Consider the following 23,949-nt stretch of genomic DNA (forward strand, 5'->3'; position numbering starts at 1 on the left):
AGGTGCGCAGTTCCCCGCGCCCCCAAGGAAGGCACGCGGCCTCCCGCGCCCCCGCGAAGCGTGCCGCGCCCCTGAAGACGCACGGTTCTCCGCCCGCCCTGGGGTGATTCGTGGGTGGCCCCCGGCTGGAAATCGGCCTCGCGTTAGATTGATCTCGTGCTCTCTCGTCTCACGCGCCTCCAGGCCGTTGCCGTCTGCGCTGTTCCTGTTGTGGCTCTGCTGGCCACGGCGGTGTTCGTGCCGTTGCCGTTTTCGGTGGCTCAGCCGGGGATGACGGCGAATGTCCTCGGCGAGAACAAGGGCGACCCGGTCATCACGATCACCGGCGCGGACACGCACAAGACGCGCGGCCAGCTGCGGATGACGACCATCGAGGCGACGGGGCCCGACCAGGACGTGAGCCTGGGGGACGTGCTCGACGGCTGGTTCCGTACGGATCAGGCGATCATGCCGCGCGACTCCGTGTACCCGAGCGGCGACAGCGTGAAGGAGATCGAGGAGCACAACGCCGAGGAGATGAAGAAGTCCCAGGACACCGCCACCGAGGCCGCCCTCAATCACCTCGGCGAGAACTCGGGCGACATCAAGGTCACCCTGAAGCTCGCGGACGTCGGCGGGCCCAGCGCCGGGCTCCTCTTCTCCCTCGGCATCGTCGACAAGCTGGACGGCGACGGCAGCGGCGGCGACCTCACCGGAGGTCGCAACATCGCGGGCACCGGGACCATCGACGCCGACGGGAAGGTCGGCGCGGTCGGCGGTGTCGCCCTCAAGACGCAGGCCGCCCGCCGCGACGGCGCCACGGTCTTCCTGGTCCCGAAGGCGGAGTGCTCGGACGCCGAGTCGAACCTCCCGAAGGGGCTCCGCCTCATCCCGGTGACCACTCTGAAGGGCGCGGTCGCCGCCCTGGTGGCCCTGGAGACGGGCCAGGGCTCCGTCCCGAACTGCTAGCGGAAGCGCCCCCGGGGGGAGTCCCCGCTCAGCCCTCCTTGACGAACCCCTCGTCCTTCATCCAGTCCAGCGCCACCGCGTGCGGGTCCTCCCCGTCCACGTCCACCCGCGCGTTCAGCTCCTGTGCCACGTCGTTGTTCAGGCGTTTGGTGATCGGGTCGAGGACGATCGCGATCGCCGGGTACTTCTTCAGCGCCTTGGAGTTGATCTCCGGGGCCACGTTGTAGTTGGGGAAGAATTTCTTGTTGTCCGCCATCACGGCCAGGTTCATCGACTTGATGCGCCCGTCGGTGGTGAAGACCTCCCCGTACGTGCAACTCCCCTTCGCCGCCTGGGTGTAGATGATCCCGGTGTCCATCTGCGTGATGTTCCCGGCGGGCAGTTTCATGCCGTACGCCTTCTCCATGCCCGGCAGCCCGTCGGCCCGGTTGGCGAACTCGCTCTCCACGCAGAGCGTGACCGCCTTCGGGTCGGACTTCGACAGCGCGGCCACGTCGGAGAGGGTCTTCGTGCCGTACTTCTTGAAGTTGGCCTGGTTCATGGCGAGGGCATACGTGTTGTTGAGCGCCGACGGCGGCAGCCAGGTCAGGCCGTTCTTCCGGTCGGCCTCGCGTACTGCCTCCCACTGCTTCTGCGGGTCGGTGACGGGATCGTTGTTGCCCTGGTACGTGATCCAGGCGGTGCCCGTGTACTCGTACATGCCGTCCGCGTCCCCGCTCTTGACGGCCTCGCGGGCGCCGATGGAGCCCTGGATGCCCGTGCGGTCCAGCACGCTCGCGCCGGCCGCCTCGAAGGCGATGCCCATGATCGCGCCGAGGATCAGCTGCTCGGTGAACTCCTTGGAGGTGACGGTGAGATCGGCGCCCTTGAGCGGCTTTCCCTGCCCGATCGAGCCGGGCTCCACGTCGTCGACCATGGGCGAGCCACTGGTCAGCCCGCACCCGGCCGAGGCCGCCAGCACCGCCCCGGCGGCCACCAGACCCGTACGCCGTCTCATGTCCCCGCCTCCAACCCGCGCGGGCTGAGCAGGATTTCGGCCAGCGAAGCCAGCCAGTCGACCAGCAGGGCGAGGGCCACGGTCAGGATCGAACCGAGCACCAGGACCGGCATCCGCTGGTTGGTGATGCCGGTCGTGATCAGTACGCCGAGACCGCCGCCCCCGCCGAAGGTGGCGAGGGTCGACGTGCCCACGTTCAGGACGAGGGCGGTACGGACGCCGGCGAGGATCAGCGGTACGGCCAGGGGCAGTTCGACGCGGGTCAGCACTCCCACGGACGACATGCCGATGCCCCGGGCGGCCTCCACCAGCGTCGGGTCGTTCGCCTTCAGCCCGGCGATCGTGTTCGACAGGACCGGCAGGACGGCGTACGCGATGATGCCGATCAGCGCCGCCTTCCGCCCGATGCCCAGCCAGATCACGAGCAGCGCCAACAGGCCGATCGCAGGGGTCGCCTGTCCCATGTTGGCGAGGGCCATCGCGGCCGGGGTCGCCTTGCGGAAGGCCCCGCGGGTCAGCAGGATGCCCAGCGGAATCGCGATGATCAGCACGAAGAACGTGGAGATCACGGTCAGTTCGATGCTCTGCCGCAGCGCCTTCCACACCTGGCCGCCCGACAGCGCGTTCTCCGAGAGCGGGTCCAGCTCCGCCTGCTGGAACCAGAGCCAGGTGGTGAGCAGCACGACGGTGAGTACGGCGGGCAGGAAGGTCAGTTTCTGCCAAGTCACCCTGGAGGCACGGGACTTGCCGGGCGGGGGAGCCTTCGTATCCTCGAACCCGGACGTCTCATCGAACCCGGAGTCCGTCCCGGCATCCGTCCCGGAGCCCTCGCCGCCCGGGTCCGTTCCGGTGTCGTGGTCGGTCCCCGGGGCTCTCACGCCTTCGCCTCCCCGCCGGCACCGGCAGCACCGTCGACGCCCTCCTGCGCGTGATGGGTCTGCGCGGCGCGCGTCTCCTCCAGCTCGTGCTGGTGCTCGATCGCGTCGAGCCGGTCGGCCTCCAGCAACTCGTGCACGGAGTTCATCAGCGTCTCCATGTCCACGACGCCCGTGTACTCCCCGCGCCGCCCGGTCACCACGACCCGCCCCGCGTTGTCGATGAGCACGGCCTCCAGCGCGTCCCGCAGCGTCGCGTCCCGGGTCACCGTGTCGTGCACCAGCGTGCCCGCCCTGGCGAGCGAGCCCTTGGCCCGCATCAGGTCCCCGCGCCGCAGCCACTTGTAGGGCCGCCCGCGCCGGTCGAGGAGCAGGATCTCGTTCGTACCGCTCGACCGGAGCTTGTTGAAGATCTCCTGGAGCGGGTCGTCGACGGTCACCGTCGGATAGTCGGTGATCTCCACATCCCGTACGCGCGACAGGTTGAGCCGCTTCAACGCGGCCCCAGCGCCCACGAAGCCGGACACGAAGTCGTCGGCGGGGTTGGTGAGGATCGCCTCCGGGGTGTCGAACTGGGCGATGTGCGACTGCTCCCGCAGCACGGCGATCCGGTCGCCCAGCTTGATCGCCTCGTCGAAGTCGTGGGTGACGAAGACGATGGTCTTGTGCAGCTCGTGCTGCAGCCGGATCAGTTCGTCCTGGAGGTGGTCGCGGGTGATCGGGTCCACGGCACCGAAGGGCTCGTCCATCAACAGGACGGGCGGATCTGCGGCCAACGCCCTTGCCACGCCCACCCGTTGCTGCTGGCCGCCGGACAGCTGCCGCGGATAGCGCCCGTGGAACTCGCCCGGGTCGAGACCGACCAGGTCCAGCATCTCCTCGACCCGGGCGTTGATCCGCGCCTTCGGCCACCCCACCATCCTCGGTACGAGGGCGATGTTCTGGGCGACCGTCATGTGCGGGAAGAGCCCCGAGGCCTGGATCGCGTACCCGATCTTGCGGCGCAGCTTCACGGGGTCCATGTCGGTGACGTCCTCGCCACCGATCCTGATCCGCCCGCCGGTGGGCTCGATCAGCCGGTTGATCATCTTCAGGGTGGTCGACTTTCCGCACCCGGAGGGGCCGACGAAGACGACGAGCTCACCGGCGTTGATCTCCATGTTGACGCTGTCCACGGCGGGGTCGGAGCTCCCCGGATACCGCTTGGTGAGGTTCTCCAGCTCGATGGTGGCACCGGTGGTGGCGTTCGCGCCCGTGCCCGTGGTCGCGGCGGTGGCGGTCGCGGTGGTGGTGGCGGTCGTCGGCTCAGGCACGGATCCCCCTCGGAATGGTCAGCCGCCCGATGAGGACGTACGCGGCGTCGAACAGCAGGGCCAGGACGATGATCCCGAGCGTGCCCGCGAGCACCTGGTTGAGCGCGTTCTTGCTGCCCAGGGAGGCGATGCCGCGGAAGATCTCGTTGCCGAGACCTGGTCCCGAGGCATAGGCGGCGATGGCGGCGATGCCCATCAGCATCTGCGTGGAGACCCGGATCCCGGTCAGGATCGGCGGCCAGGCGAGCGGCAGTTCGACCCGCAGGAGCCGGGCGAGCCGCGACATCCCGATGCCGGTGGCCGCGTCGACGAGCGAGGGATCGACCCCGCGCAGCCCCACGATCGAGTTGCGCACGATCGGCAGCAGCCCGTACAGGGTCAGCGCGATCACCGTGGGCGGAACCCCCAGCCCCACGATCGGGATGAGCAGACCGATCATGGCGAGCGAGGGAATGGTCAGCAGGGTCGCCGTCGTGGTCGTGGCCAGGTTCCCGCCCCACTCGCTCCGGTAGGTGGCGACACCGACCACCACGCCGATCACCGTGGCGACGACCATGCACTGGAAGACGGCGCTGGCGTGCTGGTAGGCGTCGGCGAGGAGCTGCTGATGGCGACTGCTCAGGTACTCCCAGAAGCTCACCCGCTCTTCACCCCACTGTCGCCTCAGCCATCACTGTCGCCTCAGTCGTCGTCCTCCGCGGCCTGCTCCACCAGCGGGATGATCCGCAGCGGCACGGGGTTCTCCATGACGATCGCCGTGGAGGCCCGGACGATGCCATCAAAACCGACAACCCGGTCGATCACCCGCTGAAGGTCGGCGTTGGACCGCGCCACGAGCCGGCAGAGCATGTCCCCGCCGCCCGTCGTCGTGTGCAGCTCCAGCACCTCGGGCACCGTCGCCAAGTGAGCTCGTACGTCCGTGCCTTGGCCCTGCCGGATCTGCAGCGTCGCGAAGGCGGTGACGGGATAGCCGAGGGCCGCGGGATCCACCTGCGGCCCGAACCCCCGGATGACTCCATTCGACTGAAGCCGGTCGAGCCGCGCCTGCACGGTCCCGCGCGCGACCCCGAGCCGCCGGGACATCTCCAGCACACCGATCCGCGGCTCCCGCGCGAGCAGCACCAGCAGCCGCCCGTCCAGATGATCGATCGCCATGCAGGCCTCCGAGGTGGTCATCCTGTACACAAAGCCCGGCTCGGCAGGCATTTCACTGAACATATTGCCCAGCAGATTCGCAAACTATTGCGCACCTTGCCGAAGGGAGAGAGCCTGCGGCCATGACTCAGACCACTCACCACACCCCCGAGACCGCGCGGCAGGCAGACCCCTTCCCGGTCAAGGGGATGGACGCGGTCGTCTTCGCCGTGGGCAACGCCAAGCAGGCGGCGCACTACTACTCCACCGCCTTCGGCATGAAGCTGGTCGCCTACTCCGGACCGGAGAACGGCAGCCGCGAGACCGCGAGCTACGTCCTGGAGAACGGCTCCGCCCGCTTCGTCCTCACCTCCGTCATCAAGGCCGCCACTCCCTGGGGCCACTTCCTCGCCGAACACGTGGCGGAGCACGGTGACGGCGTGGTCGACCTCGCCATCGAGGTCCCCGACGCCCGCGCCGCGTACGCCTACGCCGTCGAGCACGGCGCCCGCCCGGTCACCGAGCCCTACGAGCTGAAGGACGAGCACGGCACGGTCGTACTCGCCGCGATCGCCACGTACGGCAAGACCCGGCACACCCTGGTCGAGCGCACGGGCTACGACGGCCCCTACCTCCCCGGGTTCACGGCCGCGGACCCGATCGTCGAGCCGCCCGCCCACCGCACCTTCCAGGCCATCGACCACTGCGTCGGCAACGTGGAACTCGGCCGTATGAACGAGTGGGTCGCCTTCTACAACAAGGTCATGGGCTTCACGAACATGAAGGAGTTCGTGGGCGACGACATCGCGACCGAGTACAGCGCCCTGATGTCGAAGGTCGTCGCGGACGGCACGCTCAAGGTCAAGTTCCCGATCAACGAGCCCGCCATCGCCAAGAAGAAGTCCCAGATCGACGAGTACCTGGAGTTCTACGGCGGCGCCGGCGTCCAGCACATCGCGCTCAACACGAACGACATCGTGGAGACCGTACGGACCATGCGGGCGGCCGGAGTGAAGTTCCTCGACACCCCGGACTCCTACTACGACACCCTCGGCGAGTGGGTCGGCGACACCCGCGTCCCCGTCGACACCCTGCGCGAACTGAAGATCCTGGCCGACCGCGACGAGGACGGCTACCTGCTGCAGATCTTCACCAAGCCGGTCCAGGACCGCCCGACGGTCTTCTTCGAGATCATCGAACGCCATGGCTCTATGGGCTTCGGCAAGGGCAACTTCAAGGCCCTCTTCCAGGCGATCGAGCGGGAGCAGGAGAAGCGCGGCAACCTGTAGGCGCCGCAGCCGGCAAGGCCGTCGGGGCACTGGGCGCTGTCACACCGGGCCGTACCGAGTCACACCGACTCACACCGGGCCCAGTGCCCCCAACGCCTCCTTGGCCGCCGGAACGCCGAGCGGCGAGAAGTACGGACTGATCCGCAGCGCCTCCTCCAGATGGCGGCGCGCGGGTCCCTCCCGCTTCAACTGCCGCTCGATCATGCCCCGGTGGTACGCGTAGGGCGCACTGCGCACCGCGCCCACGTGCTGCTTGTCCGTGGCCTTGGTGGCGAAGACGAGCGCGTCCTCGTGCTGCCCGGCGCGATGCAGCGCCCACCCCAGCGCATCCGCGACCGCCGCGGAGGGATGCCGCTCCCACTCGTCCCGCAGCAGCCGCACGGCGGCCTCCGGGTCACCGTGGTCGGCCTCGAAGAGACCCGCCACGAGATCGGAGTTCACCCCGCCGGCGGCGCCCTCCCGCACCCGCTCCCGCACCACGTCGTACTGGGCCCGCGCCTCGCCGCCCTGCCCCAGCGACTCGTACAACTCGCCCAGCTCCCACGCGTACTGGGGCAGCGCCCGCTTCTCCGACGCGGCCCGGTACGCGCGTACGGCCTCCGGGGTCCGCCCAAGCGCGGCCAGCGCCCGGCCCTGCCCGGCGAGGGCGGAGTGCCCGTCGGGGTCGGCCCGCACCGCGGCCTCGAAGGCGCGCAGCGACTCGGTGGGCTCCCCGCGCTCCCAGGCCAGCTCCCCGGCCCCGGCGAGAGAGTCGGCCCGCTCGGCCGGAGCGGAGGCGAGCGCCACCGCGTCGGAGAACGCGGCGGCGGCGTCCTCGCGGAGCCCCTGGTCCCGGTACACGAGGGCGGCCCGCGTCAGGACCCGCGACCTCGGCGCCGCCGACCCCTTCGACAGCCGGACGAGCTTGGCCAGCGCCTTGTCCGCGGCCTTGAACTCGCCCAGCCCCCGGTACGCGTCGATCAACGCCGGATAGGCCGTCCACCGCTTCGGCGAGGCCGCCACCGAGGCCTCGCCCCACTTCCGCGCCGCCCGGAAGTCGTGCCGGGCGTCGGCGAGCGCGGCCAGACCGTCGAGCGCCTCCACGTTCTTCTTCGGCTTCGCCCGCAACGACGTACGCAACGCCTTCTCGGCCTTCGGGTAGAACCGCGCGTCGCCGGTCCGCTCACCCCGCTCCGCGTACGCCGCGCCGAGCACCGCCCACGACCGCACATCACCCGGATGGGCCCGCAGATGCGCCTCGCGGTCCCCGATCAGCGCGACCAGATCGGGCAGCGAGGCGGGCGCCCCGGCCCCGACGGCGGTCTCGGCCCGGGCCACCGGACCGGGCGCGGGCGGCGGCCCGCCGCGCTCAGGGGGCGCCACCATCAGCACACCGCCCAGCACGGCACACCCCACGACGGCACATCCCACGACGGCACCGACGAGCGTCCCCCTCTTGGGCGAACGACCGGCCGAACGACTCGCGGGACCACCCACCAGGCCATCCACCGGACCGCCCGCCGAACCCGAGGCCAGCTCTTTTCCCATGCCGCTCTCCCTGCCGCTCTCCATGCGGCTCACTGTGCGCCAATACGAAGAGCACACCCGGCCACCACCCCGGCACGGAAAGCCCCTCGCGGGCGGGGTTCACACCGATGGCCCCGAGTGCGACGCTGTGATCATGAGCCGTATCGAAGCCCGTCCCGATGAAGACACCGTGGCGCCGGGCAGCCTCGCCGAACGTCTCCTCGCGGGCCTGCCGGCCGAGGCGGTCCTCACTGACCCGGACGTCACCAGCTCGTACGCCAACGACATGGCCAGCTTCTGCGAGGCCGGCACCCCCGCCGTCGTGGTGCTGCCGCGCACCGTCGAGCAGGTCCAGCACGTCATGCGCGTCGCCACCGAACTACGGATCCCAGTCGTCCCGCAGGGCGCCCGTACGGGGCTGTCGGGCGCCGCCAACGCCTCCGAGGGCTGCATCGTGCTGTCCCTCGTCAAGATGGACCGGATCCTGGAGATCAGCCCGGTCGACCGGATCGCGGTGGTCGAGCCGGGCGTCATCAACGCCACGCTCTCCCGCGCCGTCAACGAACACGGCCTCTACTACCCGCCGGACCCCTCCAGCTGGGAGATGTGCACGATCGGCGGCAACATCGGCACGGCGTCCGGCGGCCTGTGCTGTGTGAAGTACGGGGTGACGGCCGAGTACGTCCTCGGCCTGGACGTCGTCCTCGCCGACGGGCGCCTCATGTCCACGGGCCGCCGTACGGCGAAGGGCGTCGCCGGATACGACCTGACCCGCCTCTTCGTCGGTTCCGAGGGCTCGCTCGGCATCGTCGTACGGGCCACTCTCGCCCTGAGGCCGCAGCCGCCCCAACAGCTGGTGCTGGCCGCCGAGTTCGCGTCCGCCGCCGCTGCCTGCGACGCGGTCTGCCGGATCATGGAGGGCGGCCATGTGCCGTCGCTCCTCGAACTCATGGACCGTACGACGGTGAAGGCCGTCAACGACATGGCGAACATGGGCCTGCCGGAGTCCACCGAGGCGCTGCTCCTCGCCGCGTTCGACACGCTCGACCCCGCCGCCGACCTGACGGCCGTGGGCGCGCTCTGCGAGGCGGCCGGGGCCACCCAGGTCGTACCGGCGGACGACGCGGCCGAGTCCGAACTGCTGCTCCAGGCCCGCCGGTTGTCCCTCACCGGGCTCGAAGCGGTCAAGGGCACGACGATGATCGACGACGTGTGCGTACCGCGCTCCAAGCTCGCCGAGATGCTCGAAGGGGTCGACCGGATCGCCGAGAAGTACCAGCTGACCATCGGGGTCGTCGCACACGCCGGCGACGGCAACACCCATCCGACCGTCTGCTTCGACGCGGGCGACCCCGACGAGTCCCGGCGCGCCCGCGAGTCCTTCGACGAGATCATGGCCCTCGGCCTGGAACTCGGCGGCACGATCACCGGCGAGCACGGCGTGGGCGTCCTCAAGAAGGAGTGGCTGGCGCGCGAGATCGGCCCGGTGGGCGTGGAGATGCAGCGGGCGATCAAGACGGCGTTCGACCCGCTGGGCATCCTCAACCCCGGAAAGCTCTTCTGAGACCCGGGAAGCCTGTTCGGAGCCACCTCCTCCGCGTCTCGCGCCTCTCCCTCTCGCCCTGTGCCGTCTCACTCTCCGTCCTTGGACTCGTCCGAGGGCCAGGGGTCGCGCAGCCAGAGGTCGTCGGCCGGGGTGGGCGCGAGCAGTTCGGCGAGGCCGTCGTCGATGCCGAGCTGGTCGGCCTCGGTGCCCGGCGGGACCGCCCGCAGGGTGCGCTCCAGCCAGGCCGACACCTGCGCGGCCGGCGCTTCGAGGAGGGCGTCCCCGTCGGGTGAACTCAGCGCCATCAGGACCACGCTCCGCCCGGCGACCTTCGTCGGCCACACCCGCACATCCCCGTGCCCGCACGGCCGGAACACCCCCTCCACGAGCAGCTCGCGCGCGAACGTCCAGTTCACGGGGTGGTCCGAGCCGATATGGAAGGCGACGTGGACGGCGTACGGATCGTCGGTGCGGTAGCTCAGCCGGGCCGGGACCGGGATGCTGCGCTCGGGGGACAGGACCAGTTTCAGTTCGAGCTCGCGCTCCACCACGGTGTACATGTCGTGCGTTTCCTCTCGTCCGGTGGCCCTGTGGGCGGGCCCGTACGAGTGGAGAGGGCGCGGGCCGCGAAGCATTACGCGGGTTCGCGGAACTTTTTCCGAAGGCACCGGCACGCGGCCGGCGGAGACGGTCGGTACGCAACCGGCAGACCCGATCAGCACCCGGCCGGCAGACGGTCGTCACCCGACCGGAAGCGGCCGGAAAACGTGGCGGAACCTTGCTCGAAGGGGGTAGGTACGCCAGGAGCGGCAGTGACCCTTGCGCCGGTCTGATAGATGTGGACGCTCAACACGACCCCCGAGCAGATACGGGACGACGGACATGAGCGCCCCAACCCCGGCCCCAGGCGACGACAGGCCCCGCGAAGGGTATTACCCGGACCCCTCCATTCCCGGATATGTCCGGTACTGGAACGGTGCCTCGTGGGTGCCGGGCACCAGCCGGCCGGCGCCGTCCGGCGGCGAGCCGCTCTCGTCGCCCGCGGACGAACGGTCCGTGCCCGCCTCCACGGAGGAGACGGGGCCGCACTTCTTCGACGAGGACCCGCCGGCCGCGAACCCGTCGCCCGCCGACGCCCAGCACGGCAGCCGGCCCGAGCCCGCGACCGCGTGGGGCGCCGACCGCTCACGGCAGACCGGCTTCGGCGGCGACCCGGACCGCCGGATCCGCTGGGGCAAGCCCGATCCGCGTGTACCCGTCGATCAGTCGGCCGAGTCCGCCGGGCCCGCCCTGCCGTCCCAGCCCGACGGCAGGTCGGACCACACGGACGGCATGGCCACGTTCCACTCGTACGAGTCCGGGGCCCAGGCCGATTCCGATGCCGGTGCCGGGGCCGACGGGGGCTCGGGGGCCCTCAAGCCGCCGGGCTCCGGCGGCTCGGTGGTGTTCCGCAGGCCCACCGGACCGGTACGGCCGACCGGAGCGGCGGGCTCCGCCGGACCCGGGGCCGCCGGGCCGGCCGGGGGAGCGGGCGCGGCGGGAGCCATGGGCGCCGGGCGCGCGCATGTCTCGGCCGGCGACCGTCCGGGCGGTGTGCCCGGCTCCCGTGAACCCCTCGCCTCCGAGGGCACGATGACGTTCAGGGCCGTACCGCGCGGGGGCCGGCAGGGCGGGGCGCAGGCCTCCGCCGCCCAGTCCTCTGCGGCGGCTCAGGCAGCCGCGGCCCAGGCCCAGTCGGGCCCCGCCCAGACGGCCCCCCAGGGCCCCGCAGCTGTCTTCCCGGCGGCCCCCGCGACCCCGCAGCAGTCCGCCCCGCAGCAGGCCGCCTCCGGCACCCCTCCGCAGTCCGGCTCCGGTGCGCCCATGGCCGCGGGTGTGGGCGGTGGGCAGCCCTCGTGGGCCCAGCAGGTGCACCGCCTGGCCGGGCCGGACGAGGACCAGCCCGTCGTGCCGTGGAAGCCGGTGCGGGAGGACCCGTTCCAGGCGGTGGCCCGCTCGCAGGCGAACGCGCGCCCGGCGGGACTCGGCAAGCGCTTCGCGGCCAGGCTCGTGGACACGATCGTGCTGGCCGCGGTCACCGGCGCGGCGGCCGTTCCGCTGGGCACCAGGGCCCTCGACCACGTCAACGAGAAGATCGACGCGGCCAAGCTGTCGGGTGAGACCGTCACGGTCTGGCTCCTGGACGGCACCACCGCGGTCTACCTCGGCATCATCGTCGCCGTACTGCTCGTCTTCGGTGTCCTCTACGAGGCGCTGCCCACCGCCAAGTGGGGCCGCACCCTCGGCAAGAAGCTGTGCGGCCTCCAGGTGCGGGACATCGAGGGCGGCGACCCGCCGTCGTTCGGACTGGCCCTGCGCCGCTGGCTCGTCTACAGCGTTCCCGGTCTTCTCGCCATCGGTGTCCTGGGTGTCCTGTGGGGTGCGTTCGACCGCCCGTGGCGCCAGTGCTGGCACGACAAGGCGGCCCACACGTTCGTCGCGGGCTGACCGGTCCCCCGGACGGCCGCCCCCCATTGCGCAGTCGGGGGGTTCGCGGTCGACTCGGGACATGACGACCGAGCCGCCGCCCCCGCCGGATGACGATCCGTTCAAGAAGAAGCCGCCGGACGAGGGCTCGTCCGGACAGCAGCCGCCACCGCCCGGTGAGGGCCCGCCGTTCGACCCCTCGTACGGCAACGAGCCCCCGCCGGGCACCGGTTCGCCCTACGGGGCCACTCCGCCGCCCCCGCCCTACGGCGGCGGTGACCCGTGCGGCAGCGGTGGTGGTGATCCGTACGGCGGCGGCCCGTACGGCAACGACCCGCTGGCCGGGATGCCTCCGCTCGCCGACAGCGGCAAGCGCACGCTCGCGCGGATCATCGACATGATCCTCGTCGTCATCGTGGTGTGGCTGGTGACGTGGGCGTTCAACGTCAACGAGTACGACGTGGACACGGACAAGATCGACTACGGCAGGTCGTTCGGCCAGTCGCTGATCGCCGCGGTGCTCTACGTCGGCTACGACACGGTCATGACCGTCAGGGCGGGGCAGACCCTCGGCAAGAAGTGGCTGCATCTGCGGGTGGCGAACCTCGACAACGGCGCCACGCCCTCCGTGCAGACCTCGCTGGTCCGCGCGTTGGTCCTGTGGCTGCCGTTCGCGTTCTGCTGCGCGTGCATCTGGACCGCGATCGCGGGCGGCTGGAGCTTCTTCGACAAGCCCTACAAGCAGGGCCTGCACGACAAGGCGGCCAAGACGGTGGTGGTCAGCACGGGCTGAGTTCCACAGGAGTCAGCACGGGCTGAGTCCACAGGCGGCGCAGACGACCGGCGGGTCCGTGGTCAACGGGCCCGCCGGTTCGTGTTGTGGTTCGGGTCGGTTCGGGGTGCGCTCAGGCGCGCTCGCGGACCGGCTCGGGCGCGCTGGAGGCGGCGACGGTCTCGCGCCGCACCGCGACTCGGTGTTCCGAGAGGGTGACGGACGCGGGCCGGGCGACGGACACCTGGGGCGCGGCGGGCTTGGGTACGGGAACCGTCATGGCCACGAGGAGGCCGAGCACGAGGGCGGAGAGCGCTATCACCACGACTCCCAGGCCCGAACTCGTCTGTGACAGCAGCAGCATGGCGAGCGTGGAGAAGATCACGGTGCAGGAACCGTAGGCGAGCTGTGCGGCGGTCGGACGAGGCATGGCTATTCCGATCCTCGGGGTGGGGGTCTCCCCCCGTGCCTCTCGCGATGGGGGAGGGTGCGGATAAGAATCTGGGGTTCGACAACGGTGTCCGGTTGGCAAACCACCGGAAATCCGGCGAGCCGCCAACCGACTCTAATCGGCTGTCTGCCCGAGCGGAACGAGCAGTAAGCGTGACCTAACCCACGGTGCCGGTGCACAGGGGGCGCACGGAGTCATGGCGTCCATCAAGTGGACGTTCGAACGCGCCTGTTGACTCGTACACCGTTCCTCCGTGAGCGGACGGATGTCCGCGCGCGGCGCACGACCGCCGGTGCATAGCCCACTTGACCTGTTCAAGTCAAGGTCTGTCTTTTCTCCCGCAACTCCGATCGAATGTCGTCACTTGTGACGCGCATAGAGCGCGCGCGGACTCCATGACCTGGACACCCCTCCATTCCGCGCGCCCGGGCGCGGGGGAGGACTGCATCAAGTGACCAGCAGACCATGGACGTTCAGAGCAGCCGCGGTGGGTGTGTCGCTCGCAGCGGCCGCTACCACGTTCTCGACCTTCGCGGTGGCGCAGGCCGCTGCCGGCGATCAGCCGGCCGCGGCGGCGGCCCGTCAGGATCCGGCCGCGAACCGGCAGGACCCGGCGCGCGCCGAGAACAACACCGATCGCGAGCACGACCTGAAGGGCCCGCTGACCGAACGTCAGGAGGCCCAGCGCGAAGAGGCGCTCAAGCGGGTCATATCCGGCGACGCCACCGTCAAGAACCGCGGCGGCTCGCAGGTCGTGAAACTCCAGGACGGCAAGTACGTCGAGCTCGGCCGGGAGAAGACCGACCAGATCTTCACGATCCTCGTGGAGTTCGGCGACAAGACGGACCCCCGCTACGGCGGCACCCCGGGTCCCCTGCACAACCAGATAGCCGAGCCGGACCGTGCCGAGGACAACAGCACGGCCTGGCAGGCGGACTACAACAAGAAGCACTTCGAAGAGCTCTACTTCGGCACCGGCAAGGGTGTCGAGTCGATGAAGAAGTACTACGAGAAGCAGTCCTCGGGCCGCTACTCCATCGGCGGCGCGGTCTCCGACTGGGTCAAGGTGCCCTACAACGAGGCCCGTTACGGCTCCAACAAGTGCGACCCCGACACCTGCGCGTGGAACGCCGTCGCCGACGGTGTGACCGCCTGGGCCGACGCCCAGAAGGCGGCCGGCAAGTCCGACGCCGACATCAAGTCCGAGCTGGCCGCCTACGACAAGTGGGACCGCAACGACTTCGACGGTGACGGCAACTTCAACGAGCCCGACGGCTACATCGACCACTTCCAGATCGTGCACGCCGGCGAGGACGAGTCCGCGGGCGGCGGCGCACAGGGCGAGGACGCCATCTGGGCCCACCGCTGGTACGCGTTCGGCACGGACGCCGGCGCCACCGGACCCACGGGCAACAAGATGGGCGGTGCGCAGATCGGCACCTCCGGCATCTGGGTCGGCGACTACACGATCCAGCCGGAGAACGGCGGACTCGGCGTCTTCGCCCACGAGTACGGCCACGACCTCGGTCTGCCGGACCACTACGACACCACCAACACGGCCGAGAACTCCACCGGGTTCTGGACGCTGATGTCGTCCGGCTCCTGGCTCGGCGAGGGCAAGAACACCATCGGTGACCTGCCCGGCGACATGACCGCCTGGGACAAACTCCAGCTCGGCTGGCTGAAGTACGACACGGCCAAGGCCGCGACGCGCTCCACCCACAAGCTGGGCGTGGCGGAGTACAACACCAAGAACGCCCAGGCGCTGGTGGTCGAACTGCCGGAGAAGGAGGTCACCAACCCGGTGGTCACCCCGGCTCAGGGCGCCACCCAGTGGTGGAGCGGCAGCGGTGACGACCTCAAGAACACGCTGACCCGTTCCGTCGACCTCACCGGCAAGTCCTCGGCCACGCTGACCCTCGACGGCTGGTACGACATCGAGACCGACTTCGACTACCTCTACACCGAGGTCTCGACCGACGGCGCCAACTGGACGCCGCTGGACGGCACGGTCGACGGCGCGGCCCTCCCGCGCGACGGCAGCGGCAAGCCCGCGCTGACCGGCACCGTGGACGCGTACAAGAAGCTCTCGTTCCCGCTCGACGCCTACGCGGGCAAGAAGTTCGACCTCCGCTTCCGCTACCAGACCGACGGCGGGGTGGCCCAGAAGGGCTTCGCGGCCGACGTGATCACGGTGACGGCCGACGGTTCGCCGGTCTTCTCGGACAACGCCGAGACCGCCGACGCCGCCTGGAAGGCCACCGGCTTCTCCCGCATCGGCGCGGCCGTCACGGACGACTACGCGCAGTACTACATCGCCGAGAACCGCCAGTACGTGTCGTACGACAAGACCCTCAAGGTCGGCCCGTACAACTTCGGCTTCTCGACCACGCGCCCGTCCTGGGTGGAGCACTTCCCCTACCAGAACGGTCTGCTGATCTGGAAGTGGGACACCTCCCAGAACGACAACAACGTCAGCCAGCACGCGGGCTCCGGTCTGCTGCTGCCGGTGGACGCCCACCCGAAGCCGCTGAAGTGGTCCGACGGCACGCTGATGCGCACCCGCATCCAGTCGTACGACTCGCCCTTCAGCACCTACCGGACGGACGCCCTCAAGCTGCACAAGGCGGACGTCGCCACGAAGATCCCGTCGCTCCCGGGCAACCGGATCTTCAACGACCACACGAACACCTACTACGACGAGACCAACCCGACCTCGGGCGTCCGCGTCACTGACACCAACACCAAGATCGCGATCGTGAAGGAGCCGCGCGACGGCTCGACGATCACGGTGAAGGTCTCGGCCGCGACGAAGTAAAAGCCATAACCGCAGGTCAAACCATGATCGGCCGCGACCCCCTGGCGGGTCGCGGCCGATCGTGTTTAGGTGCGTGCTGTGACTCTCTTATTGACACTGGTTCTCACGGGGGTGTGACTGCATGGCCGCAGGAGGTTTCTGCAAGCTGCCGAACGGCACGGTGGTGGTGGCGTTGAACCTGCCCCGACCGCCCGCCGCGGGCAGCGGCTCGGTACGCGTGCTCGTGCACGCCCAGAACCGCGCCCGCGCCCTGACACGGCTGCGCAACTTGGGCATGCGGGCGGTGTACCTGCGCGGCAACGGGGAGCCCCCGACCCCGGACGAGATCACCGCGGTCCTGCACCATCCCGACGGCCTCATATGGCGCACGGCACCCGGTGCGGACGCCTGCGCGGCCGAGCTCTGGCACCCGATCCGGGCGCTGATGCGGCGTACGGCCACACCGCAGGGGTTCTAGGCCGGGCCTCGGACCGGGCAGGGATGCGCGGGCCGCTTCCGGTTCAGACGACCGGCTTGCCGCTCAGTTCCACGCCCGCGGCGCTCAGCTCCTCCAGGGCCCGCTCTGTGGTCTCCTCGGCCACGCCGGCCGTGAGGTCGAGCAGGACCTGCGTACGGAAGCCCTCGCGGGCCGCGTCCAGGGCGGTGGCGCGGACGCAGTGGTCGGTGGCGATGCCCACGACGTCGACCTCGGTGATCTCGCGGGCGCGCAGCCAGTCGCCCAGCGTCACGCCGTTCTCGTCGGCGCCCTCGAAGCCGCTGTACGCCGCCGCGTACGCCCCCTTGTCGAAGACGGCGTCGATCGCGCCGGAGGCGACCACCGGGGCGAAGTTCGGGTGGAAGCCGACGCCCTCGGTGCCCGCCACGCAGTGCGCGGGCCAGGAGTGGACGTAGTCGGGGTTGTCGGCGAAGTGGCCGCCGGGGGCGATGTGGTGGTCGCGGGTCGCCACGACATGGCGGTAGCCGGCGGGGGCCTGCCCGATCAGCTCCGTGATCGCGGCGGCGACGTCGGCTCCGCCGGACACGGCGAGGCTGCCGCCTTCGCAGAAGTCGTTCTGCACGTCAACGACGATCAGGGCGCGGCGCATGTCGGTGTCCTTCTGCGGGTTGTGGTGGGCTGATCGCGCGGTTCCCCGCACCCCTGGCGGGGCGTGTCCGCGGAACCGGGCCTGGAGAGTTCGAGGGCATGGCGGGAGGGATGCAATTGTGGCCGTTGCATTCCCGCTCCTCGTCCGTTCATGCCCGTTCGGGCCCGGCGTGGCCTGACGTGGGCCCCCGCGTGCTGCTCGGATCAGGTCCCACGTGGCTCATACGTACTCGGTCGGAATGACGGCTTCCCCGCGGGAGAGCTGAGTCGCCGAGAGGGGCAGGTTCGCGCGCGCCGCCGCGTGCCGGTCGCGTACGACGTCCAGGGGCTCGCGGGCGAGGACCTGGCCGCCCTTGACGAGCTCCACCAGGAGCTGACGGTCGCTGAGCTCGGCCGGGACCGCCCCGAGGCCGATGACCTCGGCCTCGGCGACCCCGTACGCGTCGAGCCGCCGCGCGGCCCATTTACGGCCGCCGATGGACGTCTTGCCGCCCGTCGACTTCTTCGCCACCGGAACCAGCGGAGCCTTCGGGTCCGCCGACTCGGCACGGGCGACGAGCTTGTAGACCATCGAACACGTCGGATGGCCGGATCCCGTCACCAGCTGGGTGCCCACGCCGTACGCGTCCACGGGCGCCGCGGCCAGCGAGGCGATCGCGTACTCGTCCAGGTCCGAGGTGACGATGATCCGGGTGTCCGTGGCGCCCAGCTCGTCCAGCTGCTGGCGCACCCGGTGCGCCACGAGCAGCAGGTCGCCGGAGTCGATACGGACCGCCCCGAGCTCGGGCCCGGCCACCTCGACGGCCAGCCGGACGGCCTCGGTGACGTCGTACGTGTCGACGAGCAGCGTCGTGCCCCGGCCGAGCGAGTCGACCTGGGCCTGGAAGGCGTCCCGCTCGTTGTCGTGGAGGAGCGTGAAGGCGTGGGCGCTGGTGCCGACGGTCGGGATGCCGTAACGGAAGCCCGCGGCCAGGTCGGAGGTGGTCGTGAAGCCACCGACGTACGCCGCCCGGGACGCCGCCACCGCGGCCAGCTCGTGGGTGCGGCGGGCGCCCATCTCGATGAGCGGGCGCTCCCCGGCGGCCGAGGCCATCCGGGAGGCCGCTGCCGCGATCGCCGAGTCGTGGTTGAGGATGGAGAGGATCACGGTCTCCAGGAGCACGCACTCCGCGAAGGAGCCCTCGACCCGCAGGATCGGCGATCCGGGGAAGTACACCTCGCCCTCGGGATAGCCCCAGACGGCGCCGCCGAAGCGGTAGGAGGCCAGCCACTCCAGGGTCGGCTCGTCCACCACGCGGCGCTCGCGCAGGAAGCCGAGGACGTCCGCGTCGAAGCGGAAGTTCTCGATCGCGTCCAGTACGCGTCCGGTCCCGGCCACGACGCCGTAGCGGCGGCCCTCGGGCAGCCGGCGCGTGAAGACCTCGAAGACCGAGCGCCGGTCGGCGGCCCCGCCCTTGAGGGCGGCCTGCAGCATGGTCAGCTCGTAGTGGTCCGTGAAGAGCGCGGTGGAGGGAACATCAACCGGCAGCCCTAGGTCCGCAGTGTTCACTTAGGGTCTCCTCGCGATGACACAGGGGGCACTCCCAGGTCGGCCGGGGGTCCGGCCCGTGGCGGAGCCACTGTCGGGTGCCGCGTCCCCCGGGAATAGCGGCATGGCAAAGGATGGTACTCCCTATCTCGTCACTCTGACGATTTGTGGGTTCGTTTGGCCGGGCACCCACCTGTGGTGGCAGCATGGGCCGTGTGACGGCTCCCGCACCCCTAGAGACCGAAAAAACCGAGTCGGCGGAGGAGGTCTTCGCCGTACCCGAGCCCGACGTCCCCTGGGTGACCATCGTCCACAACGACCCGGTCAACCTGATGAGCTACGTGACCTACGTCTTCCAGTCGTACTTCGGCTATCCGAAGGACAAGGCCACCAAGCTGATGCTCGACGTCCACCACAAGGGCCGGGCCGTGGTCTCCAGCGGCACCCGTGAGGAGATGGAACGCGACGTACAGGCCATGCACGGCTACGGTCTGTGGGCCACCCTCCAGCACGACCGGAAATAGCACGACCGGAAAGAGGCCGGTGAGACCCGGCCCGACCGGCAGTTGCCCGACGCCCGCGCAGTACTGGAAGTAGCGACGCACCTGATGCCAGGACACTTCGAACCGCTCCCCGGCGGCGGCGCGGCCGTCGCGCTCGACGAGGTCGAGATCTCCATCATCCGCTCCCTCGCCGTACAGCTCCTGGAGCTCATCGGACCGGGGCCGGGCGAGGACGCCTCCGACGACCCGCTCGCCGAGCTGTTCGCGGAGGGCCCGAGCGAACCGCCCTCCGATCCCGTGCTGAAGCGGCTCTTCCCGGACGCGTACAGCGGGCCCGACGTCGAGGCGAACTCGCCCGAGCAGGCCGAGGAGCAGCGCGCGTACTCCGCGGAGTTCCGCCGCTTCACCGAGAACGACCTGCGCGCGGCCAAGCGGGAGAACGCGCTCACCGTGATCCGCTCCCTGGACACGCTCTCGGCCGTGGGGGAGGGCGGCGCGGTCCTCAAGCTCTCCGCCGAGGAGTCCGAGCAGTGGCTGCGCGCCCTCAACGATCTGCGCCTGGCCATCGGCTCCCGCCTCGACGTCGTCGACGAGGAGGACACCGACCTCCTCTACCGGCTGCCGGACGAGGACCCGCGCAAGCCGATGGTGATGGCGTATCTGTGGCTGGGCGGCCTCCAGGAGACGTTGGTTGAAACGTTGATGTCCTGACATATTCCGTTCGCTCAGCGGACGCTCAAATCCGAATAACGATCCCGTCACCGTGACCGCGCCCTATGGGGCGCGGTCCGACTTTTGTCCGGTTCTCCCTGTGGTGTGCGCTACACGCGCCTCAGGTGATCAGCGTTGCGGCCGTGATAAATCTTCACGACCGCCCGGCGGGACGCCACCCATGTCCCCGTCGGGTGCGCCACTGTCGGCGGATCGCCGACCAGGCACGAGTGGGCTCGGGGAGCCCGCTCCGCTCCATTCAATCCGGGGGGATCGGGACCCGATCCGGAGCCGACGACGGCTCGGATCGGCATGGAGAAAGGCGCATCAGACATGACCTCGGTGCAGGTCGGCAAGAACGACGACGGGCACGACCGCAAGGGTGTCGTGGGCAGCGAAGCCCCCGGAGAGGGGCTTGCCCCCGAAGAGGGCTACGAACGCGGCCTCAACAGCCGTCAGGTCCAGATGATCGCGATCGGCGGCGCCATCGGCGTCGGCCTCTTCCTGGGGGCCGGGGCGAACATCGCCAAGGCGGGCCCCAGTCTCATCCTGATGTACGCCCTCGCGGGCGTCATCATCTTCTTCATCATGCGGGCCCTCGGAGAGCTCCTGCTCTACCGTCCCGTCTCGGGCTCCTTCGCGGAGTACTCCCGCGAGTTCCTCGGCCCGTTCTTCGGCTACTTCACCGGCTGGACGTACTGGCTGATGTGGGTCGTCACCGGCATGGCGGAACTCACCGCCGCCGCGATCTACGTCAACTACTGGTTCCCGCAGATCCCGCAGTGGGTCACGGCCCTGGTCTTCCTGCTGGTCCTCTTCGCGGCCAACCTGATCTCGGTGAAGCTCTTCGGCGAGATCGAGTTCTGGTTCTCGATGGTCAAGGTCACCGCCCTCATCGGCATGATCGTGATCGGCCTGGGCGTCCTCACCTTCGGCTTCAGCTCCGCGGGCGACTCGGCCGCCGTCTCCAACCTCTGGGCCTTCGACGGCTTCTTCCCCAAGGGCATCGGCTCGTCCCTGATGACCCTGCAGGGCGTGATGTTCGCGTACCTCGCCGTCGAACTCGTCGGCGTCACCGCCGGTGAGTCCGAGAACCCGGAGAAGACCCTCCCCAAGGCGATCAACACCCTGCCCTGGCGCATCGCCCTCTTCTACGTCGGCGCCCTCACCGTCATCCTCTGCGTCGTGAAGTGGACCGAGTTCGCGCCAGGGGTCAGCCCCTTCGTGGAGGCCTTCGCGAAGATCGGCATCCCGGCGGGCGCGGGCATCGTGAACTTCGTCGTCCTGACGGCGGCCCTGTCCTCCTGCAACTCCGGCATGTACTCCACCGGCCGCATGCTGCGCACCCTGGCGGACAACGGCGAGGCCCCCAGGATCTTCAACAAGCTGTCCTCCACCAAGACGCCCGCGCTCGGCATCACCGTCTCCATGCTCTTCATGGGCATCGGCGTGATCCTGAACTACATCGTCCCGGAGAAGGCCTTCGGCTACGTCACCTCGGTGGCCACCGCCGCCGGCATCTGGACCTGGCTGATGATCCTGGTCAGCCACATCCTGTACCGCCGCGCGGTCGACGCCGGACGCCTGCCCGCCTCGTCCTTCCCGGCCCCGGGCGGCGCGAAGCTCAGCTGGGTCGCGGTCGTCTTCCTGCTCTTCGTCACCTGCCTCATCGCGTACGACGCCGACTCCCGCGTCTGCCTCTACGTGATGGCCGGCTGGGCGGCGGCACTGGGCATCGGCTGGGCCGTACTGAAGTCGCGGAACCCGGAGGTCACGGAGCGCCGCGACCCGGAGTTCGAGAAGATCGGCTGACGAACCTCGCGCAGAACATGCCGGGCTCGTGGCTCAGCATGTGGGCCTCCCCGTACCACCCCTCGGTACATGGAGGCCCTTCTGCTTATCCTGACGACCATGCTGACCATCACCCAGGCCCTCGTCGACCAGATCGTCGCGCACGCGCGCCAGGACCACCCCGACGAGGCGTGCGGCGTGGTCGCCGGCCCGGAGGGCACCGGCCGCCCCGAGCGGTTCATCCCGATGCTCAACGCCGCGCGCTCGCCCACGTTCTACGAGTTCGACTCCGGCGACCTCCTCAAGCTCTACCGCGAGCTCGACGACCGCGACGAGGAACCGGTCGTCATCTACCACTCCCACACGGCCACCGAGGCGTACCCGTCCCGCACCGACATCTCGTACGCGAACGAGCCCGGCGCGCACTACGTCCTGGTCTCCACGGCGGACGCCGACGACGCGGGACCCTTCCAGTTCCGGTCCTTCCGGATCCTGGAGGGCGAGGTGACGGAGGAGGAGGTCACGGTCGTGGAGACGTACTGATCCCGCACTTCGGTCAGAATTCATCCAGTATCTGAGATCACATTCCAGAACCCGGACCGGGAATCGATACGATGACCCCATGGTTTCCCACGACGTGAGCGACAAGACCCCGGGCATGCTGCTCGTGGCACGGTTGCACGTCGACCTGTGCAGGCTGCAGAGCGCCATCTGTACGCGCTGAACCCTGCCGCCGTACGGCTGTGAGCCGCGGCGTCTCACAACGCTCACCTGTTCTTCCGCGCCGCCGCGCGCCCACCGACTGACCGACTCACTCCCGACAGGAGCCCACAGCCATGGCCATCGAGGTCCGCATCCCCACCATCCTCCGCACCTACACCGACGGCCAGAAGGCCGTCGAGGGCGGCGGGGAGACCCTCGCCGATCTCTTCACCGACCTGGAGACCCGTCATACGGGCATCCAGGCCCGCATCGTGGACGGTGGCGAGCTGCGCCGCTTCGTGAACGTGTACCTGAACGACGAGGACGTCCGCTTCCTCGACGGCATCAACACCAAGCTGACCGACGGCGACAACGTCACGATCCTGCCGGCCGTGGCCGGCGGCATGGTCTGACCGGCCCGGGCTCTGATCGCTGATGCGTTACGACTCCCCGCTGGCCGCGGTGGGCAACACCCCTCTGGTGCGCCTGCCGCGGCTCTCGCCGTCCGCCGACGTCCGTATCTGGGCGAAGCTGGAGGACCGCAATCCGACCGGCTCGGTCAAGGACCGGCCTGCGCTCCACATGATCGAACAGGCGGAGAAGGACGGCCGGTTGACGCCCGGCTGCACGATTCTGGAGCCCACCTCCGGCAACACCGGCATCTCGCTCGCCATGGCGGCGAAGCTCAAGGGCTACCGCATGGTGTGCGTCATGCCCGAGAACACCTCCCAGGAGCGGCGGGACCTGCTCGGCATGTGGGGCGCCGAGATCATCCCGTCGCCTGCGGCGGGGGGATCGAACACGGCGGTGCGGGTGGCCAAGGAGCTGGCCGCCGAGCATCCCGACTGGGTGATGCTCTACCAGTACGGCAACCCCGACAACGCGGGCGCGCACTACGCGACGACGGGCCCGGAGATCCTCGCGGATCTCCCCTCGGTCACCCACTTCGTCGCCGGGCTCGGGACCACCGGCACCCTGATGGGCGTGGGCCGCTTCCTCCGCGAGCACAAGCCCGACGTCAAGATCGTCGCGGCCGAGCCGCGGTACGACGACCTCGTGTACGGGCTTCGGAACCTCGACGAGGGGTTCGTGCCCGAGCTGTACGACGCGTCCGTCCTGACGACCCGGTTCTCGGTCGGCTCCGCCGACGCGGTTACTCGTACTCGGGAGCTGTTGCAGCAGGAGGGGATCTTCGCGGGTGTCTCCACGGGGGCGGCGCTGCACGCGGCGATCGGTGTCGGCAACAAGGCCGTGAAGTCGGGCGAGTCCGCCGACATCGTCTTCGTCGTGGCCGACGGTGGCTGGAAGTACCTCTCCACGGGCGTCTACACCGCCGCCACGACGGAAGAGGCCATCGAGGCGTTGCAGGGCCAGCTCTGGGCCTAGCGGGGTTCTTCGCCCCCGCCGCCCCTACCCGTCCCGTCCCCTGGGGCTCCGCCCCAGACCCCGTGGGGTGTGCCTTCGGGCGCGGGTGGGCCGTGGCCGGCCGCGCAGTTCCCCGCGCCCCTGAAAAAC

General features: G+C 69.9%; 24 protein-coding genes. 14 read left to right on the plus strand and 10 right to left on the minus strand.

Annotated features, from left to right (window positions below):
• Positions 1-156 precede the first annotated feature (156 nt).
• A complete protein-coding gene (locus tag AOK17_RS37185; protein ID WP_055617020.1) occupies positions 157-948 on the plus strand; it encodes a S16 family serine protease in 792 nt (263 codons plus the stop codon).
• A 28-nt stretch (positions 949-976) separates the two neighbouring features.
• Here the strand turns inward: AOK17_RS37185 and AOK17_RS37190 are convergent, their stop codons facing one another.
• From AOK17_RS37190 to AOK17_RS37210, 5 genes are all read right to left on the minus strand, one after another.
• A complete protein-coding gene (locus tag AOK17_RS37190; RefSeq protein WP_055617021.1) occupies positions 977-1,945 on the minus strand; it encodes a glycine betaine ABC transporter substrate-binding protein in 969 nt (322 codons plus the stop codon).
• A complete protein-coding gene (locus AOK17_RS37195) occupies positions 1,942-2,823 on the minus strand; it encodes an ABC transporter permease (protein ID WP_055617022.1) in 882 nt (293 codons plus the stop codon). The genes AOK17_RS37190 and AOK17_RS37195 overlap by 4 nt, the downstream gene beginning before the upstream one ends.
• Positions 2,820-4,046, minus strand: a complete 1,227-nt coding sequence (locus AOK17_RS37200; protein WP_055617038.1) for a betaine/proline/choline family ABC transporter ATP-binding protein — start codon at positions 4,044-4,046, stop codon at positions 2,820-2,822. The genes AOK17_RS37195 and AOK17_RS37200 overlap by 4 nt, the downstream gene beginning before the upstream one ends.
• A gap of 79 nt (positions 4,047-4,125) precedes the next feature.
• Positions 4,126-4,773, minus strand: coding sequence for an ABC transporter permease (locus AOK17_RS37205; RefSeq protein ID WP_055617023.1), 648 nt, complete (start codon positions 4,771-4,773; stop codon positions 4,126-4,128).
• 41 nt (positions 4,774-4,814) lie between these two features.
• Positions 4,815-5,288, minus strand: a complete 474-nt coding sequence (locus AOK17_RS37210; protein WP_055617039.1) for an Lrp/AsnC family transcriptional regulator — start codon at positions 5,286-5,288, stop codon at positions 4,815-4,817.
• Positions 5,289-5,410: 122 nt separating this feature from the next.
• Here AOK17_RS37210 and hppD point away from each other — a divergent pair, with 122 nt between their 5' ends.
• The gene (gene hppD, locus AOK17_RS37215) at positions 5,411-6,556 is read left to right on the plus strand and encodes a 4-hydroxyphenylpyruvate dioxygenase (RefSeq protein ID WP_055617024.1); all 1,146 of its coding nucleotides are present in this window, start codon (positions 5,411-5,413) and stop codon (positions 6,554-6,556) included.
• Between the two features lie 69 nt (positions 6,557-6,625).
• Here hppD and AOK17_RS37220 read toward each other — a convergent pair whose 3' ends face one another.
• Positions 6,626-8,107: a tetratricopeptide repeat protein gene (locus tag AOK17_RS37220; protein ID WP_245697615.1), complete on the minus strand. Its 1,482-nt coding sequence runs from the start codon at positions 8,105-8,107 to the stop codon at positions 6,626-6,628.
• 103 nt (positions 8,108-8,210) lie between these two features.
• Between AOK17_RS37220 and AOK17_RS37225 the strand changes: the two genes are divergently transcribed.
• Positions 8,211-9,626, plus strand: coding sequence for an FAD-binding oxidoreductase (locus AOK17_RS37225; protein ID WP_055617025.1), 1,416 nt, complete (start codon positions 8,211-8,213; stop codon positions 9,624-9,626).
• 68 nt (positions 9,627-9,694) lie between these two features.
• Here AOK17_RS37225 and AOK17_RS37230 read toward each other — a convergent pair whose 3' ends face one another.
• Positions 9,695-10,168 (minus strand): SsgA family sporulation/cell division regulator, encoded by a 474-nt coding sequence (locus AOK17_RS37230; protein ID WP_055617026.1) that lies wholly within the window; start codon positions 10,166-10,168, stop codon positions 9,695-9,697.
• A gap of 322 nt (positions 10,169-10,490) precedes the next feature.
• Here AOK17_RS37230 and AOK17_RS37235 point away from each other — a divergent pair, with 322 nt between their 5' ends.
• Both AOK17_RS37235 and AOK17_RS37240 read left to right on the plus strand, forming a co-directional pair.
• On the plus strand, positions 10,491-12,095 hold the full coding sequence (locus tag AOK17_RS37235; protein ID WP_055617027.1) for an RDD family protein: 1,605 nt from the start codon (positions 10,491-10,493) through the stop codon (positions 12,093-12,095).
• Between the two features lie 61 nt (positions 12,096-12,156).
• The gene (locus AOK17_RS37240) at positions 12,157-12,867 is read left to right on the plus strand and encodes an RDD family protein (protein ID WP_055617028.1); all 711 of its coding nucleotides are present in this window, start codon (positions 12,157-12,159) and stop codon (positions 12,865-12,867) included.
• Positions 12,868-12,979: 112 nt separating this feature from the next.
• Here AOK17_RS37240 and AOK17_RS37245 read toward each other — a convergent pair whose 3' ends face one another.
• Entirely contained in the window at positions 12,980-13,276 is a 297-nt protein-coding gene (locus tag AOK17_RS37245) for a hypothetical protein (protein WP_055617029.1), read from the minus strand.
• A 472-nt stretch (positions 13,277-13,748) separates the two neighbouring features.
• Here AOK17_RS37245 and AOK17_RS37250 point away from each other — a divergent pair, with 472 nt between their 5' ends.
• Together AOK17_RS37250 and AOK17_RS37255 are read left to right on the plus strand one after the other, a co-directional pair.
• The gene (locus tag AOK17_RS37250; RefSeq protein ID WP_079053492.1) at positions 13,749-16,115 is read left to right on the plus strand and encodes an immune inhibitor A domain-containing protein; all 2,367 of its coding nucleotides are present in this window, start codon (positions 13,749-13,751) and stop codon (positions 16,113-16,115) included.
• A gap of 121 nt (positions 16,116-16,236) precedes the next feature.
• Complete coding sequence (locus AOK17_RS37255; RefSeq protein ID WP_055617030.1) at positions 16,237-16,572, plus strand: hypothetical protein; 336 nt, start codon at positions 16,237-16,239, stop codon at positions 16,570-16,572.
• Positions 16,573-16,615: 43 nt separating this feature from the next.
• On the opposite strand, the gene AOK17_RS37260 is transcribed toward AOK17_RS37255, so the two are convergent.
• Positions 16,616-17,200, minus strand: coding sequence for a nicotinamidase (locus tag AOK17_RS37260; RefSeq protein ID WP_055617031.1), 585 nt, complete (start codon positions 17,198-17,200; stop codon positions 16,616-16,618).
• Between the two features lie 219 nt (positions 17,201-17,419).
• Positions 17,420-18,748, minus strand: a complete 1,329-nt coding sequence (locus tag AOK17_RS37265; protein WP_055617032.1) for a nicotinate phosphoribosyltransferase — start codon at positions 18,746-18,748, stop codon at positions 17,420-17,422.
• A 185-nt stretch (positions 18,749-18,933) separates the two neighbouring features.
• Here AOK17_RS37265 and clpS point away from each other — a divergent pair, with 185 nt between their 5' ends.
• The 7 genes from clpS to AOK17_RS37295 all read left to right on the plus strand — a co-directional run bounded on the left by clpS (position 18,934) and on the right by AOK17_RS37295 (position 23,820).
• Positions 18,934-19,251 carry an ATP-dependent Clp protease adapter ClpS gene (clpS, locus tag AOK17_RS37270; protein ID WP_055617033.1) on the plus strand — a complete coding sequence of 106 codons (318 nt, stop codon included), beginning with the start codon at positions 18,934-18,936 and terminating at the stop codon, positions 19,249-19,251.
• Between the two features lie 84 nt (positions 19,252-19,335).
• Positions 19,336-19,941: a DUF2017 domain-containing protein gene (locus AOK17_RS37275; RefSeq protein WP_055617034.1), complete on the plus strand. Its 606-nt coding sequence runs from the start codon at positions 19,336-19,338 to the stop codon at positions 19,939-19,941.
• Between the two features lie 333 nt (positions 19,942-20,274).
• Positions 20,275-21,753, plus strand: coding sequence for an amino acid permease (locus AOK17_RS37280; protein ID WP_245697616.1), 1,479 nt, complete (start codon positions 20,275-20,277; stop codon positions 21,751-21,753).
• Between the two features lie 99 nt (positions 21,754-21,852).
• Positions 21,853-22,275: a M67 family metallopeptidase gene (locus AOK17_RS37285; protein ID WP_055617035.1), complete on the plus strand. Its 423-nt coding sequence runs from the start codon at positions 21,853-21,855 to the stop codon at positions 22,273-22,275.
• Between the two features lie 79 nt (positions 22,276-22,354).
• The gene (locus AOK17_RS53835; RefSeq protein WP_313904860.1) at positions 22,355-22,456 is read left to right on the plus strand and encodes a putative leader peptide; all 102 of its coding nucleotides are present in this window, start codon (positions 22,355-22,357) and stop codon (positions 22,454-22,456) included.
• A gap of 112 nt (positions 22,457-22,568) precedes the next feature.
• Positions 22,569-22,847: a MoaD/ThiS family protein gene (locus AOK17_RS37290; protein ID WP_055617036.1), complete on the plus strand. Its 279-nt coding sequence runs from the start codon at positions 22,569-22,571 to the stop codon at positions 22,845-22,847.
• A gap of 22 nt (positions 22,848-22,869) precedes the next feature.
• Positions 22,870-23,820 (plus strand): PLP-dependent cysteine synthase family protein, encoded by a 951-nt coding sequence (locus tag AOK17_RS37295; protein ID WP_055617037.1) that lies wholly within the window; start codon positions 22,870-22,872, stop codon positions 23,818-23,820.
• Positions 23,821-23,949 lie beyond the last annotated feature (129 nt).

The sequence above is a fragment of the Streptomyces phaeochromogenes genome (genome assembly GCF_001418655.1).
Lineage (GTDB): Bacteria > Actinomycetota > Actinomycetes > Streptomycetales > Streptomycetaceae > Streptomyces > Streptomyces phaeochromogenes.